The organism is Nocardioides currus (genome assembly GCF_003057875.1).
In the GTDB taxonomy this organism is placed as follows: domain Bacteria; phylum Actinomycetota; class Actinomycetes; order Propionibacteriales; family Nocardioidaceae; genus Nocardioides; species Nocardioides currus.
On the sequence record NZ_PYXZ01000013.1, the window covers coordinates 1 to 15,033 of the forward strand.

Annotated in this window: 13 protein-coding genes and 1 rRNA gene; 6 read left to right on the plus strand and 8 right to left on the minus strand. The window is 71.2% G+C overall.

The genetic code is table 11. The features are described 5' to 3' along the window. The first annotated feature begins 328 nt into the window (after nt 1-328). From rrf to C7S10_RS20990, 4 genes are all read left to right on the plus strand, one after another. Nucleotides 329-443: ribosomal RNA gene (rrf, locus tag C7S10_RS20975) — 5S ribosomal RNA — on the plus strand. A gap of 98 nt (nt 444-541) precedes the next feature. After that, nucleotides 542-1,513: a tetratricopeptide repeat protein gene (locus C7S10_RS20980; RefSeq protein WP_108346729.1), complete on the plus strand. Its 972-nt coding sequence runs from the start codon at nt 542-544 to the stop codon at nt 1,511-1,513. 144 nt (nt 1,514-1,657) lie between these two features. Next, nucleotides 1,658-2,185, plus strand: coding sequence for a DUF3145 domain-containing protein (locus tag C7S10_RS20985; RefSeq protein WP_165807265.1), 528 nt, complete (start codon nt 1,658-1,660; stop codon nt 2,183-2,185). Nucleotides 2,186-2,191: 6 nt separating this feature from the next. Beyond that, nucleotides 2,192-3,409 carry a YibE/F family protein gene (locus C7S10_RS20990; protein ID WP_243395522.1) on the plus strand — a complete coding sequence of 406 codons (1,218 nt, stop codon included), beginning with the start codon at nt 2,192-2,194 and terminating at the stop codon, nt 3,407-3,409. Here C7S10_RS20990 and C7S10_RS20995 read toward each other — a convergent pair. The 7 genes from C7S10_RS20995 to C7S10_RS21025 all read right to left on the minus strand — a co-directional run bounded on the left by C7S10_RS20995 (nt 3,381) and on the right by C7S10_RS21025 (nt 10,427). Next, nucleotides 3,381-3,794 carry a hypothetical protein gene (locus tag C7S10_RS20995; RefSeq protein WP_108346731.1) on the minus strand — a complete coding sequence of 138 codons (414 nt, stop codon included), beginning with the start codon at nt 3,792-3,794 and terminating at the stop codon, nt 3,381-3,383. The two genes, C7S10_RS20990 and C7S10_RS20995, sit on opposite strands and share 29 nt — an antisense overlap. A 73-nt stretch (nt 3,795-3,867) precedes the next feature. Further along, nucleotides 3,868-5,307, minus strand: a complete 1,440-nt coding sequence (locus C7S10_RS21000) for an acyl-CoA carboxylase subunit beta (protein WP_108346733.1) — start codon at nt 5,305-5,307, stop codon at nt 3,868-3,870. Beyond that, on the minus strand, nt 5,304-6,557 hold the full coding sequence (locus tag C7S10_RS21005) for a beta-ketoacyl-[acyl-carrier-protein] synthase family protein (protein WP_108346735.1): 1,254 nt from the start codon (nt 6,555-6,557) through the stop codon (nt 5,304-5,306). The genes C7S10_RS21000 and C7S10_RS21005 overlap by 4 nt, the downstream gene beginning before the upstream one ends. A 100-nt stretch (nt 6,558-6,657) precedes the next feature. Further along, complete coding sequence (locus tag C7S10_RS21010) at nt 6,658-6,903, minus strand: acyl carrier protein (protein WP_108346737.1); 246 nt, start codon at nt 6,901-6,903, stop codon at nt 6,658-6,660. A 51-nt stretch (nt 6,904-6,954) separates the two neighbouring features. Further along, complete coding sequence (locus tag C7S10_RS21015) at nt 6,955-7,968, minus strand: beta-ketoacyl-ACP synthase III (protein ID WP_108346739.1); 1,014 nt, start codon at nt 7,966-7,968, stop codon at nt 6,955-6,957. After that, nucleotides 7,968-9,155 carry an acyltransferase domain-containing protein gene (locus C7S10_RS21020; protein ID WP_108346740.1) on the minus strand — a complete coding sequence of 396 codons (1,188 nt, stop codon included), beginning with the start codon at nt 9,153-9,155 and terminating at the stop codon, nt 7,968-7,970. Before C7S10_RS21020 ends, C7S10_RS21015 begins: the two co-directional genes overlap by 1 nt. A 78-nt stretch (nt 9,156-9,233) precedes the next feature. Further along, entirely contained in the window at nt 9,234-10,427 is a 1,194-nt protein-coding gene (locus tag C7S10_RS21025) for a PucR family transcriptional regulator (protein WP_243395523.1), read from the minus strand. Nucleotides 10,428-10,587: 160 nt separating this feature from the next. Here C7S10_RS21025 and C7S10_RS21030 point away from each other — a divergent pair, with 160 nt between their 5' ends. After that, entirely contained in the window at nt 10,588-11,553 is a 966-nt protein-coding gene (locus tag C7S10_RS21030) for an alpha/beta fold hydrolase (RefSeq protein ID WP_108346742.1), read from the plus strand. 59 nt (nt 11,554-11,612) lie between these two features. Here C7S10_RS21030 and aceE read toward each other — a convergent pair whose 3' ends face one another. After that, nucleotides 11,613-14,399 carry a pyruvate dehydrogenase (acetyl-transferring), homodimeric type gene (gene aceE, locus C7S10_RS21035; protein ID WP_423802731.1) on the minus strand — a complete coding sequence of 929 codons (2,787 nt, stop codon included), beginning with the start codon at nt 14,397-14,399 and terminating at the stop codon, nt 11,613-11,615. Between the two features lie 203 nt (nt 14,400-14,602). Here aceE and C7S10_RS21040 point away from each other — a divergent pair, with 203 nt between their 5' ends. Beyond that, on the plus strand, nt 14,603-15,022 hold the full coding sequence (locus C7S10_RS21040; protein ID WP_108346961.1) for a DUF3052 domain-containing protein: 420 nt from the start codon (nt 14,603-14,605) through the stop codon (nt 15,020-15,022). The last annotated feature ends 11 nt before the right edge of the window (nt 15,023-15,033 follow it).

Below are 15,033 nucleotides of genomic sequence, written 5' to 3' on the forward strand. Positions count from 1 at the left end.
CAGACTATGGGGTTGATAGGCCGGAGGTGTACAGCAGTAATGCCTAGCCGACCGGTACTAATAGGCCGAGGGCTTGTCCCAACACCGTACAAAACCAATCACCACACGTACGAGACACAGACATACCCCGCGCACCATGAGAGCCGCTACAAAGCAGCCCGCGTCCACATGCAGTTCCCAACCAACACACCCACCATTGATACCCGGGTAGTGACGGCCACCAGAACCGAACAGCAGAACCGAACAACAGAACTGAACAACGAGCACAACATCAAGCTTGGAACACCCCCACACCAGACAATCGTGGGTGCGTGTGTTCCGCCAGAGTTACGGCGGCCATAGCGAAAGGGAAACACCCGGTCCCATACCGAACCCGGAAGTTAAGCCTTTCAGCGCCGATGGTACTGCAACCGAGAGGCTGTGGGNGGCAGAGGCCACCTGGTGACAGGTGGCCTCTGCTGCATTTGCGCGCCGCGCCCAGTAGCGTGGCAGCGCACCAGACATCAGCACAGCGAGCAAGCACCCCCGAAAGGTTCACGTCGTGGCCGAGGAACGTCGTAGTCAGCGCCCAGCAAGCCGGGGCGGGTCGAAGCCGCCCGCACGGGGAGGCAGCTCGACCGGCCGTGGGGGCAAGCCCGAGGGCCGGGGCGGCAAGCCCGAGGGCCGTGGTGGCAAGCCCGAGTCCCGCAGCGGGCGACCCGAGGCACGCGGCGGCAAGGCCGGCTCGCGAGACGCCCGCGGAGCCGGCTCCCGCGGTGGCTCGTCGCGCGCTCCCCGCGAGGGCGACTGGAAGCGCCCGCGGGAGGAGCAGCGTCCGCGCACGGTCGACCAGGCGGAGTACGACGGCCCGCCGCTGCCCGAGGAGATCACCGGCCAGGAGCTCGACCGTGCGGTGTCCAACCAGCTCAAGGGCCTGCCGGAGAAGCTGGCCGCTCGCGTGGCCCGTCACCTCGCGGCCGCCGGGATGTTCCTCGACGACGACCCCGAGACGGCGTACAAGCACACGCTGGCGGCGCGGGCGCGCGCCTCACGCATCGCCATCGTCCGGGAGGCCGTGGGCGAGGCGGCGTACGCAGCCGGTCACTATTCCGTCGCGCTCGCCGAGCTGCGCGCGGCCAAGCGGATGAACGGCGCCACGGCGTACCTGCCGATGATGGCCGACTGCCACCGCGCGCTCGGTCACCCCGAGCAGTCGCTGAAGCTGGCGAAGAGTCCGTCCGTGGCCAACTTCGCCCCGGAGGCCAAGGCGGAGATGACGCTGGTCGAGGCCGGCGCGCGTCGCGACATGGGGCAGCTCGACGCGGCCCTCCGCACGCTCGAGCTGGCGCCGCTCAACTCCAAGACGCGCGCCCCCTGGGTCGTCCGGCTGCGCTACGCCTACGCCGACACCCTCGAGGTGGCCGGCCGCGAGGCCGACGCCCTGGCGTGGTTCCACCGCACCAACGCGATCGACAGCGAGCAGCTGACCGACGCGTCCGACCGTGCGGACCTGCTCGAGAAGAAGATGGGCTGACGCAGCCCGTCCCATTGGCAAACTCAGGCCCCATGGGCCACAATGGACCCCTAATCACATACGTGTCACTCAAGCACCCTTGAAGCCGTCGCACAGACCGCTGGGGAAGGCGCATCTCAGCGTCGGAACTTCAAGGAGGTCACGGTGACCACACGCACTCACGCCCGCCCCGAAGCCGTCGGGACCCGGGGCATCCTCTACGTGCACTCAGCACCCTCTGCTCTCTGCCCGCACGTCGAGTGGGCCGTGGGTGGAGTGCTCGGCGTTGCCGTCAGCCTCGACTGGACCCCGCAGCCCGCTCAGCCCGGCAGCTACCGCGCCGAGCTGTCGTGGACCGGCTCCGTCGGTTCCGCGGCGTCGGTGGCGTCCGCGCTACGCGGCTGGAACCACCTCCGCTTCGAGATCACCGAGGAGCCCACCAGCGTCAGCGAGGGCACGCGCTTCTCCTACACGCCCGAGCTCGGCGTCTACCACGCCGTCACCGGCCTGCACGGCGACATCATGATCCCGGAGGACCGCCTCAAGGCGGCGGTCGTGAAGGCCGCGCTCGGCGACACCACGCTGCTCAACGAGATCGACAAGCTGCTGGGCAAGCCGTGGGACGACGAGCTGGAGACCTTCCGGCACGCGGGCGACGGCGCGCCCGTGCGCTGGTTGCACCAGGTCGTCTGAGCGCTCGTGGGTCACGGCCACGGCCACTCGCACTCCCACCGCGCTCCCGACGTCCACACCTCGGGCCCGATCACGCGGTTGCTGCTGGGGTTGCTCGCCCTCACCGCGATCGCCACCCTCGTCGGCGTGGTGGTCCTGTGGCCCGACGGTGAGCGGCCCACCACGCCGTACTCCGCCGACGGCGTCACCTATCCCGACGGTGAGGTGCTCCGGGTCGGCGAGGCCTGCCCGGTCGTGACGCAGGACTCGACGGACTTCCCGGAGATCTGCGACGACGTCGACGTCCGCCTCGACGACGCGGGCACCGTGGACGGCGTGCGGGTGCGACCGGGCGTCGTGGACGTGCTGCAGGTCGGGGACCGGGTCACGCTCGTCGCCGTACCGCAGCAAGGCGCCGACGAGCCGAGCTACGGCTGGGTGGGGGTCGACCGCAAGCCGCCGCTGGGCTGGCTGGCGCTGGTCTTCCTGCTCGTCGTCGCAGTGATCGCCCGCGTGCGCGGACTGCTGGCCATCCTGGGGCTCGGGTTCGCGGGGACGGTGATCGGCTGGTTCATGCTCCCGGCGCTGCTGGCCGGCAGCTCCGGCCTCGCCGTGGCGCTGGTCGGGTCGACCGCCATCATGTTCGTCGTCCTTTACCTCGCCCACGGTCCGTCGGTGCGTACGTCGACCGCGTTGGCCGGCACGCTGATCGGGCTCGCCATCACCGCCGGCGTCGGTCTCGTCGCCATCCACACGGCGCGGCTGAGCGGGCTCGGCGATGAGTCCAGCCTGCTCCTGCGCAACCAGGCCGACCAGCTGGACTTCCGCGGCCTGCTGACCTGCGCGGTGATCGTCGCGGGGCTGGGTGTGCTCAACGACGTGACCATCACCCAGAGCTCGTCGGTGTGGGAGCTGCGGCAGGCTGCGCCGCACCTGAGCCGGCGTGCGATCTTCACCTCCGGGATGCGGATCGGCCGCGACCACATCGCCTCCACGATCTACACGATCGTGTTCGCCTACGCCGGCACGGCCGTCGCGACCATGCTGCTGATCTCCCTCTACGACCGCCCGCTGATCGACGTCCTGAGCGACGAGGCGATCGCCGAGGAGGTCGCGCGCACGCTCGCGTCCGCGATCGGGCTGGTGCTGGCCGTGCCGGTGACGACGGCGATCGCCGCCGCGACGGTGGCCCCCGCCGTACGCCCCGACGGATCCCTCAGCGACGAGCGAGCCGGAAGCGTGTGACGGGCACGTAGGCGGGGATCGGCTCCGACGGGTCGTCGTACCAGTTGAGCACCGAGCGGATCCGGAACTTGCCCGGGACCGTGGCGTTGCGGCACAGCGTGAACACGGCGGTCCGGGTCTTCGGGTCCACAGGTCCCAGGAAGGCGAAGGACGCGACCGCCTGGCCGCGGCGGTCGACGATGGAGACCTCCATCGACCAGTCCTCGGTCGGGACCTGCACGGCGTAGGCGAAGCGGTAGTCCTGGCACCCCTTGCGCAGCACGCCGTCGAGCCCGGTGGTGTTGCCACCGATCACCTCGGTGTCGCGTGCCGCCGCGGCGGGCGCCGCGACCAGCGACACTAGCGTGACGGCCGACGCGAGCAGCAGGGCGATGGGGCGCGACATCGAGCATCCTCTCCGGAGTGACCACGGACACACTTCTCAACGTCCGTGGCGCCCGGGCGTTACGCCCCTCGCGTCAGAGCGGGATGTTGCCGTGGATGCCGCGGTGCACGCCGGAGGTGTCGATCTCGTGGCGGAACGCGGCCGCGATGGCGCTGCGGGTGCGGTCGGGCTCGACGACCTCGTCGACGACCCCGATCTCGACGGCCTTGTCGACGCCACCCGCGATGCGCTCGTGCTCGGCGGCCAGCTCGGCCTCGACCTGCGGTCGGATCTCGGGGGAGACCTCGGCGAGCTTGCGCCGGTGCAGGATGCGGATCGCCGCGACGGCACCCATCACCGCGACCTCGGCCCCGGGCCACGCCAGCACCCGGGTGGCACCGAGCGAGCGCGCGTTCATGGCGATGTAGGCGCCGCCGTAGGTCTTGCGGGTGACCAGGGTGACGCGGGGCACGACGCACTCGCCGAAGGCGTGGAGCAGCTTGGCCCCGCGGCGTACGACGCCGTCCCACTCCTGCCCGACGCCGGGGAGGTAGCCCGGGACGTCGACCAGCACGATCAGCGGCACGCCGAACGCGTCGCACATCCGCACGAAGCGCGAGGCCTTCTCGGCCGACAGGGAGTCGAGGCAGCCACCGAGGCGCAGCGGGTTGTTGGCCACGACGCCGACGGTCCGGCCGCCGAAGCGGCCCAGGGCGGTCACGATGTTGGGCGCCCAGCGGGCGTGCAGCTCCTGGGAAGTGCCCTCGTCGAGGACGGCCTCGACGAGCGGGTGCACGTCGTAGGCGCGCTTCTTGGACTCCGGCAGCATGGCGGCGAGGTCACGGTCCTCGACGGCGTCCTCGTCGAGGCTGCCCTGCGCGCCAAGCAGCGAGGCCACGCCGCGGGCGCGGTCGAGCGCCTCCTGCTCGGAGTCGGTGAGGATGTGCACGACACCGGAGCGGCGCCCGTGGGGCTCGGGTCCGCCGAGGCGGAGCATGTCGACGTCCTCGCCGGTCACCGAGCGGACGACGTCGGGGCCGGTGACGAAGATGCGGCCGTCGGGGCCGAGGATCACGACGTCGGTGAGCGCGGGACCGTAGGCGGCGCCACCGGCGGCGGGGCCGAGCACGACCGAGATCTGTGGGATCTTGCCGGAGGCCTGCGTCATCACCTGGAAGATGCGTCCGACGGCGTGCAGCGAGAGCACACCCTCGGCGAGCCGGGCGCCGCCGGAGTGCCACAGGCCGATGATCGGCACGCCGTCGGTGATGGCGCGGTGGTAGGCGTCGACGACCACGCGGCAGCCGACGTCGCCCATCGCGCCGCCCATGACGGTCGCGTCGCTGCAGAAGGCGACCGCGGTGGTGCCGTGGACCCGGCCGATGCCGGCCAGCATGCCGGAGTCGTCGTCGGCGGTGAGCAGCTCGAGGGTCCCCTCGTCGAAGAGCGCCGTCAGCCGGTGGACCGGGTTGCGGGGGTCCTCCTCGCGCGGCAGCTTCGCGGGCTTGGCGGCGGGGGCCTGGGTGGCGGTCACGACGCGCTCCCGAAGGCCACCGCGACGTTGGCGCCGCCGAAGCCGAAGGAGTTGTTGAGGGCCACGATGTCGCCGTCGGGCAGCGTGCGCGCGGACGTCGGGATGTCGAGGTCGACCTCGGGATCCTTGTCGTCGAGGTTGATCGTCGGCGGGCTGGTGCGGTCCTGGAGGGCCATCACGGTCGCGACGGCCTCGAGGGCGCCGGCGCCGCCGAGGAGGTGGCCGGTCATCGACTTGGTGCTCGTGACGACGCACTGGTCGACGTGGGAACCCAGCACGGTGTGCAGCATCAGACCCTCGGCGATGTCGCCCTTGGGCGTGGAGGTGGCATGCGCGTTGACGTGCACCACAGTGGCCGGGTCGACGTCGCCCTCGCGCAGCGCCATCTGGATGGCCCTGGTGCCACCGCGTCCCTCGGGATCGGGCTGGGCGATGTCGTGGGCGTCGTTGCTGATGCCGGCGCCGAGCACGGTGGCGTAGATGTGGGCGCCACGGGCATTGGCCGACTCCTCGGACTCGAGCACGAGGACGGCGCCACCTTCACCGAGCACGAAGCCGTCGCGGGCGACGTCCCACGGACGCGAGACGCTCGCGGGGTCGCGGTCGTCGTCGGTGCCGGTCTTGGACAGCGCCATCATGTTGGCGAAGGCGGCCATCGGGAGCGGGTGCATGGCGGCCTCGGTGCCGCCGGCCAGCACCACGTCGGCGCGACCGAGGCGGATCAGGTCGATGGCCATGGCGATCGCCTCGTTGCCCGACGCGCAGGCCGAGGTGGGGGCGTGGACGGCCCCGCGGGCGCCGTACTTGAGGCTGACGTTGGCCGCCGGGGCGTTGGGCATGAGCATGGGTACGGCGAGGGGCGAGACCCGACGCGCGCCCTTCTCGAGCAGCGTGTCGTAGTTGGAGAGCAGCGTGGTCACGCCGCCGATGCCCGAGGCGAGCGAGACGGAGAGGCGCTCGGGCTCGAGGCCGGAGCCCTCGAGGCCGGCGTCGGCCCACGCCTGGTCGGCGGCGACCATCGCGAACTGGCTGGCGCGGTCGAGACGGCGGGCCTTGACGCGCTCGAGGACCTCGGAGGGATCGACGGCGACGCGGCCGCCGATCTTGACCGGCAGCTGCTCGACCCACTCGTCGTCGAGGTGCCGGATGCCGGAGCGACCCGCGAGCAGGGCGTCCCAGGTGGTCTTGACGTCACCGCCGACCGGGGAGGTGGCTCCGAGTCCGGTGACGACTACGCGGGTCGAGGTCATGAGAAGTCCGTTCTGGTGGGGATGTCGCCGGCTCGAGGAGAGCCCGGCCGTGGAGCAGGGGAGCGGCCGGACCGCGGGTGGCGGTCCGGCCGCGGGTGGATCAGTCCTGCGCGCGCTCGATGAAGGCGACGGCGTCACCGACGGTCTTGAGGTTCTTGACCTCGTCGTCGGGGATGGTCACGCCGAACTTCTCCTCGGCGGCCACGACGACCTCGACCATGGAGAGCGAGTCGACGTCGAGGTCGTCCACGAAGGACTTGTCGAGCTGCACGTCGTCGGCGTCGATGCCGGCGACCTCGTTGACGATCTCGGCGAGGTCGGCGCGGATCTCTTCGGTGGTGGCCATGGGCCTTCCTTCCATTGATGGGTTGAACACTCGGGTGGGGGTGGTGCAGAACTACGGGATGGTGATGACCTGGGCGGCGTACGCCAGGCCGGCGCCGAAGGCGATGAGCAGGGCGGTGTCGCCGCTGCGGGCCTCGCCCTCCTCGATCATCCGGTCGAGCGCGAGCGGGATCGAGGCCGCCGAGGTGTTGCCCTGGTCGGCGATGTCGCGGGCGATGCGGACGTGCTCGGGCAGCTTCATGGAGCGCGCCATCGCGTCGATGATGCGCATGTTGGCCTGGTGGGGCACGAAGACGTCGAGGTCGTCGAGGGAGACCCCGGCGCGGTCGAGCGCCTGCTGGCCGATCTTGGCCATGGCGAAGGAGGCCCAGCGGAACACCGGGTTGCCCTGCATCACCAGGTGCGGCATCACTCCGCTGCCGGGCCGGTCGTCCGACCCGACGACGTCGCGCCAGTCCTCGCGCTGGCGGATCAGGTCGAACTGCTCGCCGTCGGAGCCCCACACGACCGGGGCGATGCCGGGCGTGTCACTGGGACCGACCACCGCGGCGCCGGCGCCGTCGGCGAAGATGAAGGCGGTGCCGCGGTCGGTGAGGTCGAGGATGTCGGTCAGGCGCTCCACGCCGATGACCAGGACGTAGCGCGCGCTCCCGCCCCGCACGAGGTCGGAGGCCATCGCGATGCCGTGGCAGAAGCCGGCACAGGCCGCGGAGATGTCGAACGCGGCGGCCTGCTCGGTGCCGAGCTCGTGCGCGATCGCGGTGGCGACGGCGGGCGTCTGGAGCAGGTGGCTGACGGTGGCGACGATGACGCAGTCGATCTGGCGGGCGTCGAGGCCGGCCCGCTCGATCGCGATCCGGGAGGCCGCGACCGACATCATCTGGACCGACTCCTCAGGCCCGGCCCAGCGACGCGTCCGGATGCCCGAGCGCTGCTGGATCCACTCGTCGCTGGAGTCGATCGCGTCGACGACCTCGGAGTTGGGGACCAGTCGCTCGGGGCGGTAGGCGCCGATCCCGAGGACCGCGGCGTGCGTGGCGCCGGGCGCCGGGGCAAGGGCGCTCATCAGTGGCCACCACCCTGCGGGTGCAGGCGCACCAGCGGCTGACCGGGGGAGACGATGTCGCCGTCCTCGACGAGCCACTCGACGACGTCGCCCCCGTGGAGGGCGACGATCGGCGTCGTGTCGCGGGTGCTGGCGACCTCACCGATGAGGCAGCCGGGCGGGAGGCTGTCGGAGCTCGCCGCCTCCTCCGAGCGGTGGAAGGTGCCCTTGCCGGGGGAGACGACCATCCGCCACGTCGGCGTGGTCTCGATGACCGAGCGCTCGCCGTGCTTGTCGACGAAGGCGCGGGCGTCGTCGAGCTGGTCGGGGGTCTTGAGGGCGAAGGTCTCGACGCCCTTCATCGCCCGCTTGGCGATGCCGGTGAGGGTGCCGGCCGGAGGCATCTCCAGGATGCCGGTGACGCCGAGGTCGAGCATCGCGTCCATGCACAGGTCCCAGCGGACCGGCGCGGCGATCTGGCCGACGATGCGGGCGAGCACCTCGCGTCCGCTGTGCACGACCTGGCCGTCGCGGTTGGAGATCACCGCGGTGCGGGGGTCGTGGACGGAGACGGACCGCGCGAGCGAGGCCAGGCGGCCCACGGCGGGCGCCATGTGCTCGGTGTGGAAGGCGCCGGCGACGCTCAGCGGCATCAGTCGCGCCTTGGCGGGCGGTGCGTCCGCGAAGGCGGCGAGCTGGTCGAGGGTGCCGGCGGCGACGATCTGGCCGGGGCCGTTGTCGTTGGCCGGGGTGAGCCCCTGGGCGGTGATCGCGGCAAGCACCTCCTCGCGGTCGCCACCGAGCACCGCGGTCATGCCGGTGGGCGTCTGCGCGGCCGCCGCGGCCATCGCGTTGCCGCGCTCGCGCACCAGGACCATGGCCTGCTCGGCGGTGATCACCCGGGCGCCGGCGGCGGCGGCGATCTCGCCGACGCTGTGGCCGGCCACGGCGCTGACGCGCTGGAAGGCGTCGCTGGGGTGCGGGAAGAGGTCGAGGGCGGCGATCAGTCCGGTCGCCACCAGCAGCGGCTGGGCGATCTCGGTGCGCCGGATGGTCTCGGCGTCCGCCTCGGTGCCGTAGTGGGCCAGGTCGATGCCGGCCACGGTGGAGAGCCAGTCGAAACGACTCGCGAACGTGGGGTCTTCGAGCCAGGGCGTGAGGAAGCCGGGGGTCTGGGCCCCCTGGCCGGGAGCGACGATGACGAGCACACCTCAAGAGTGACGGGTCCCGGGCTCTCGTTCGCGTCGGACCCGCACGAAACTTGCCGGTGATTGTTTGTCGGGTTCCTACAAAGACGTCTCGGGTGCTTGACGACCCGACTGGCGACCGAGTACGAGGGCGATCTGGAGCGTGAACGCCTCGCGGGGCGACGTCGGGGCGAGCCCGGTGACGTCGGTGGCCTGCCGCAGGCGGTAGCGCACGGTGTTGGGGTGGACGAAGAGGTGGCGTGCGGCGCCCTCGATCGAGGTGCCGTGCTCGAAGTAGGCCTCCAGCGTGTCGATCAGGGTGCCACGGGCGCCGAGCAGGGGCAGGTAGACCCGGTCGACGAGGTGGCGACGGGCGTGGCCGTCGCCGGCCAGCGCGCGCTCGGGGAGCAGCTCGTCGCTGCGGACCGGGCGCGGGGCGCCGGGCCAGCCCCCGGCCGCGCGGTAGGCCGACATCGCAGCCCGGGCCGACTCCTGGGCGTGCCCGAGGTCGGCCGTGACCGGCCCGACCACCACCGGCCCCGGCCCGAAGTGCTCGACGATCCGCGAGGCCGCCGAGTGGGGGTCGCGGACCCCGCCCAGGACCACCACGAGGCGGTCGCCCTGCGTCGCGCACAGCGCGTCCATGCCGGCCGCCTGCGAGACGCGTCGCACGTGCTCGAAGATGTCGTCGGGCGTACGCCGACCGGGCATCGCACCGAGCACGACGGCGACCTCCCCGCGGGCGCCCCAGCCCAGCGCGCTCGCCCGCGACAGCACCGCGTCGTCGGTCTCGGACCTCAGGGCGGCGTCCACGACCAGGGCCTCGAGCCGGGCGTCCCACGCTCCGCGCGCCTCGGCGGCACGGGCGTAGACCTCGGCCGTGGCGAACGCGACCTCGCGGCCGTAGCGCAGGATCGCCTGGTGCACGTCGAGGGCGTCGGCCGGGTCGATGAACGCGTCGATGTTGGCCTCGACCACGGTGATGCTGAGCCGGACCAGGTCGACGGTCTGCTTCAGGTCGATCACCCCGGTCAGCTCGCGCGGGGCGGCGCCGAAGACGGCCGCGGCGAGCGGGGCGGTGCCGTCGGTCTGGCTCTCGTCGCCGTACCAGTCGATGAAGCCCTTGATGCCGGCCTGCACGATCAGGCCCACCCAGGAGCGGTCCTGGGCGCGGAGCTCCTCGAACCAGTCGAGGTCGCTGGCCATCTTGGACATCGCCGCCGTGCTCAGCGCTCCGGTCGAGCGCTGCAGTGCTTCGGCGGCGCGCCGGCGGGACGTCTCTCTTGTGGACACCCGACGAATCTAGTCCCACCGTTCACTTCCGTCACCTGGGTGCACGAGCGGGTAACGAATCGGACCAGTTGTGCCGTTCGACCCCGGGGGGCGAGGCGAAACGGGAACGTGTTCTGGTTGAATCGCGAAAATCATCGACCCGGGAGTGCGTGTGAGCGAAATGCCAGAGCTCGAGTACGTCGACGTCCACGGACACCGACGTGCGTTCGTGAGGACGGGGTCGGGCCCGGCACTGCTCCTGCTGCACGGTCTCGGCTGCGACCACACGACCTGGGCGCCGGTCATCGCGTCGCTGGCGAAGCGCTACACCGTGATCGCGCCGGACCTGCTCGGGCACGGGTCGTCGGCGAAGCCGCGCGCGGACTACAGCGTGGGTGGCTACGCCAACGGCATGCGCGACCTGCTCACGGTCCTCGGCATCGACCGGGTCACCGTCGTCGGCCACAGCTTCGGCGGCGGGGTCGCGATGCAGTTCGCCTACCAGTTCCCCGAGCGGTGCGAGCGACTCATCCTCGTCAGCAGCGGTGGCCTGGGCCCGGAGGTGACGCCGGCGATCCGGGCCATCACCACCCCGGGCTTCCACCAGGCGATGGGCCTGCTGACCCTGCCCGGCCTGCGTCACATCGGTACGGCGGGCATGCGCGCGCTCGCCGCCACGGGCAGGCGCTCCCTGCGTGACCTGGGCGAGGCGGCCGACATCTTCGAGTCGTTCAAGGACCCCCACACGCGGGCCGCCATCCGGCACGTCGTGCGGGCCGTCGTGGACTGGAAGGGGCAGATCGTGACCGTCTCCGATCGTGCCTACCTGACCGAGGCGATGCCGATGTGCGTGATCTGGGGCCGCAACGACCAGATCATCCCGGTCCGCCACGCCGGCAACGCGGCCGTCCTCGCGCCGTCGGCCCGGGTCGAGGTGCTGCCCAACGCCGGGCACTTCCCGCACAAGGACCACCCACAGCGGTTCACCCGGATCGTCAACGACTTCATCCGCACGACCGAGCCGGCGACGTACGACCGGGAGCGCTGGCGCGACCTGCTCGAGGCCGGACCACAGGTCGTGCCGCTGCAGTCCGAGGCGGGCGAGGCGCCCGTGGCCCCGGTGCACGTGCTGGGCGCCGGAGCCTGAGACGACGAGACCACCGGGCCCCAGGGGCGCGGTGGTCTCGACGTGACGGGTGGTGGCGCCTACGCGTCGCCGCCCTCCTGCTTGACGTCCTTGACGGCCGTGGGGTCGTCGATGCGGTACTTCGCGGCGGCCTCGGCGACCTTCTCGGCCGGGATCTCGCCGGCGTCGGCGAGGGCCTGGAGCGCCTGCACGACGACGGACTGCGCGTCGATGTTGAAGAACCGTCGCGCGGCCGGCCGCGTGTCGGCGAAGCCGAAGCCGTCGGCACCGAGCACGCGGTAGTCGCCGGGGACCCAGCGCGCGATCTGGAGCGGGACGGCCCGCATGTAGTCCGACACCGCGACGACCGGTCCGCTGACGCCGGCGAGCTTGTCGGCGACGTACGCCGTCCGCTTGGCGTCGGTGGGGTGGAGCAGGTTGTGCTGCTCGGCGGCCACGGCGTCGCGAGCCAGCTCGTTCCACGACGTGACGGACCACGTGTCGGCGCGGACGCCCCACTCGTCGGCGAGGATCTGCGCCGCCTCGCTCACCCACGGCATGCCGACCCCGGAGCCCATCAGCTGGACCCGGGGACCGTCGCCCTCGGCCGTGCCGACCTGGTGGATGCCCTTGAGGATGCCCTCCACGTCCACGTCGTCCGGCTCGGCCGGCATCGAGACCGGCTCGTTGTAGACGGTGATGTAGAAGATGACGTTCTCGGCGTCGGCGCCGTACATCCGCTCCAGGCCCGACTGCATGATGTGCGCGACCTCGTAGGCGTAGGCCGGGTCGTAGTGCACGACCGCCGGGTTGGTCGCCGCGATCAGCGGGGAGTGGCCGTCGGCGTGCTGCAGGCCCTCACCGGTCAGCGTCGTGCGACCGGCGGTGGCGCCGATCAGGAACCCGCGGGCCAGCTGGTCGGCCATCGCCCAGATCGAGTCGCCGGTGCGCTGGAAGCCGAACATCGAGTAGAAGATGTAGAACGGGATCATGTGCTCGCCGTGCGTGGAGTACGCCGATCCCGCCGCCGTGGCCGAGGCCATCGCGCCGGCCTCGGAGATGCCCTCGTGCAGCATCTGGCCCTGCGTCGACTCCTTGTAGGACAGCAGCATCTTGCGGTCGACCGGGTCGTACTGCTGGCCGCCGGGGTTGTAGACCTTCGCGCTCGGGAACATCGAGTCCATGCCGAACGTGCGGTACTCGTCGGGCGCGATCGGGACGAGGCGGTCGCCGATCTCGGGGTTCTTCATCCAGTCGCGCAGCAGCCGGACGACGGCCATGGTGGTGGCGAACTTGTTCTTGCCCGAGCCCTGCTTGAGCTCGCCGTAGGTCTCGTCGCCGGGGAGCTTGAGCGACGAGGCGCGCAGCACGCGTCGGGGCACGGAGCCACCGAGCTGCTTGCGGCGCTCCATCATGTACTCGATCTCGGGGGAGTCCTGGCCGGGGTGGAAGAACGGCGCCCCGCCGGTCTTCTCGTAGGACTCCTCGAGGTCGCGGTCGCTGATCGGGAGGTAGAGCCGGTCGCGGAACTTCTTCAGGTCCTCCGGAGTCAGCTTCTTCATCTGGTGCGTGGCGTTCTTGCCCTCGAGGGCGTCGATCGTCCAGCCCTTGATGGTGTGGGCGAGGATCACCGTCGGCTGGCCGACGTGCTTGGTGGCGGCGTCGAACGCGGCGTACACCTTGCGGTAGTCGTGGCCACCGCGCGGCAGCTTCTCGATCTGCGAGTCGCTCATGTGCTCGACCATCTTGCGCAGCCGCGGGTCGGCGCCGAAGAAGTCGTCGCGGACGAAGCCGCCGTCCTCGGTGGAGTAGGTCTGGAACTGGCCGTCCGGGGTGGTGTTCATCCGGTTGACCAGGACGCCGTCGACGTCCTTGGCGAGCAGGGCGTCCCACTCGCGGCCCCAGATCACCTTGACGACGTTCCAGCCGGCGCCGCGGAAGTTGGCCTCGAGCTCCTGGATGATCTTGCCGTTGCCGGTCACCGGGCCGTCGAGCTGCTGCAGGTTGCAGTTGATGACCCACGTCAGGTTGTCGAGCTCCTCGCGGGCGGCGATGCGGATCGCGCCCAGCGACTCGGGCTCGGCCATCTCGCCGTCACCCATGAAGGCCCACACGCGCTGCTGCGAGGTGTCCTTGATCTTCCGGTTGTGCATGTAGCGGTTGAACCGCGCCTGGTAGATCGAGTTGATGCCCGTCAGGCCCATCGACACCGTGGGGAACTCCCAGAAGTCGGGCATCAGGCGGGGGTGCGGGTAGGACGGCAGGCCGGCACCGACACCGTGCTGGACCTCCTGGCGGAAGCGGTAGAGCTGCTCCTCGGTCAGGCGGCCCTCGAGGAAGGCGCGGGAGTAGATGCCAGGGGAGCCGTGGCCCTGGATGAAGAGCTGGTCGCCGCCACCGGGGTGGTCCTTGCCGCGGAAGAAGTGGTTGAAGCCGACCTCGTAGAGGGAGGCCGACGACTGGTACGTCGCGATGTGCCCGCCGACCTCGAGGCCCTTGCGGTTGGCGCTGGAGACCATGACCGCGGCGTTCCAGCGGATGAAGGCGCGGATGCGGCGCTCCACCTCCTCGTCACCGGGGAACCACGGCTCGCGCTCGGGCGGGATCGTGTTGATGTAGTCGGTGCTGCGCAGGGCCGGCACCCCGACCTGCTTCTCACGCGCGCGCTCGAGGAGGCGCAGCATGACGTAGCGCGCCCGCTCGCGACCCCGGTCGTCGAGCATCGCGTCGAAGGACGCGATCCACTCGTTGGTCTCGTCGGGGTCGATGTCGGGCAGCTGGGTCGGCAGGCCCTCGTGGATCACCGCGCGCGCGGCCGGCGCAGGAGCGGGGGTGGTGGATTCGGTGGGGGTGGACTCATCACTCACGCGAGCATCGTTGCACGCCGTCAGGCGCCACGAAATCTACTGACGAGTTGCACACCCGACGGTCACTACGCGGGACGGGCTTGCGTGTGTGTCGCAACTCCGGTGGACTACCCCCACTCCGCCTCGCGCGTGACGCAGGGGGGAGCATGGGAAGCCGCCAGCAGGCGGACATCGACGAACGGAGGCGTGGCGTGAGCTCGACGATGGGTGGCGGAGCCGCCCAGGCAACAGGTGCCGCAGAGCGGCTGGGCATCACGCCCGGCATGGTCGTCCAGGAACTCGGCTGGGACAACGACACCGACGACGAGCTCAGGGTCGCGATCGAGGACGCCATCGACGCGGACATGGTCGACGGTGACTACGGCAACGTCGTCGACGCCGTCCTGCTGTGGTGGCGAGAGGACGACGGCGACCTGGTCGACGGCCTGGTCGACTCGTTGACCGACCTCGTCGGGGGCGGGGCCATCTGGCTGCTCACCCCCAAGGTCGGGCGTCCCCACGCGGTGGACGCGGCCGACATCGCGGAGGCGGCCCCGATCGCGGGGCTCTCGCAGACCACGACGGCGGCAGTCAGCAAGGACTGGCAGGCCACGCGGCTGGTCACGCCCAAGACCCCTGCGTGACGCCTCCTCGT

Excerpts from the sequence above, each read along its gene's own strand:
- C7S10_RS20995 (WP_108346731.1), bottom strand. The coding sequence starts at position 3,794 with ATGTCGCGCCCCATCGCCCTGCTGCTCGCGTCGGCCGTCACGCTAGTG.
- C7S10_RS21005 (WP_108346735.1), bottom strand. The coding sequence starts at position 6,557 with ATGACCTCGACCCGCGTAGTCGTCACCGGACTCGGAGCCACCTCCCCG.
- C7S10_RS21010 (WP_108346737.1), bottom strand. The coding sequence starts at position 6,903 with ATGGCCACCACCGAAGAGATCCGCGCCGACCTCGCCGAGATCGTCAAC.
- C7S10_RS21015 (WP_108346739.1), bottom strand. The coding sequence starts at position 7,968 with ATGAGCGCCCTTGCCCCGGCGCCCGGCGCCACGCACGCCGCGGTCCTC.
- C7S10_RS21030 (WP_108346742.1), top strand. The coding sequence starts at position 10,588 with ATGCCAGAGCTCGAGTACGTCGACGTCCACGGACACCGACGTGCGTTC.
- C7S10_RS21040 (WP_108346961.1), top strand. The coding sequence starts at position 14,603 with ATGGGTGGCGGAGCCGCCCAGGCAACAGGTGCCGCAGAGCGGCTGGGC.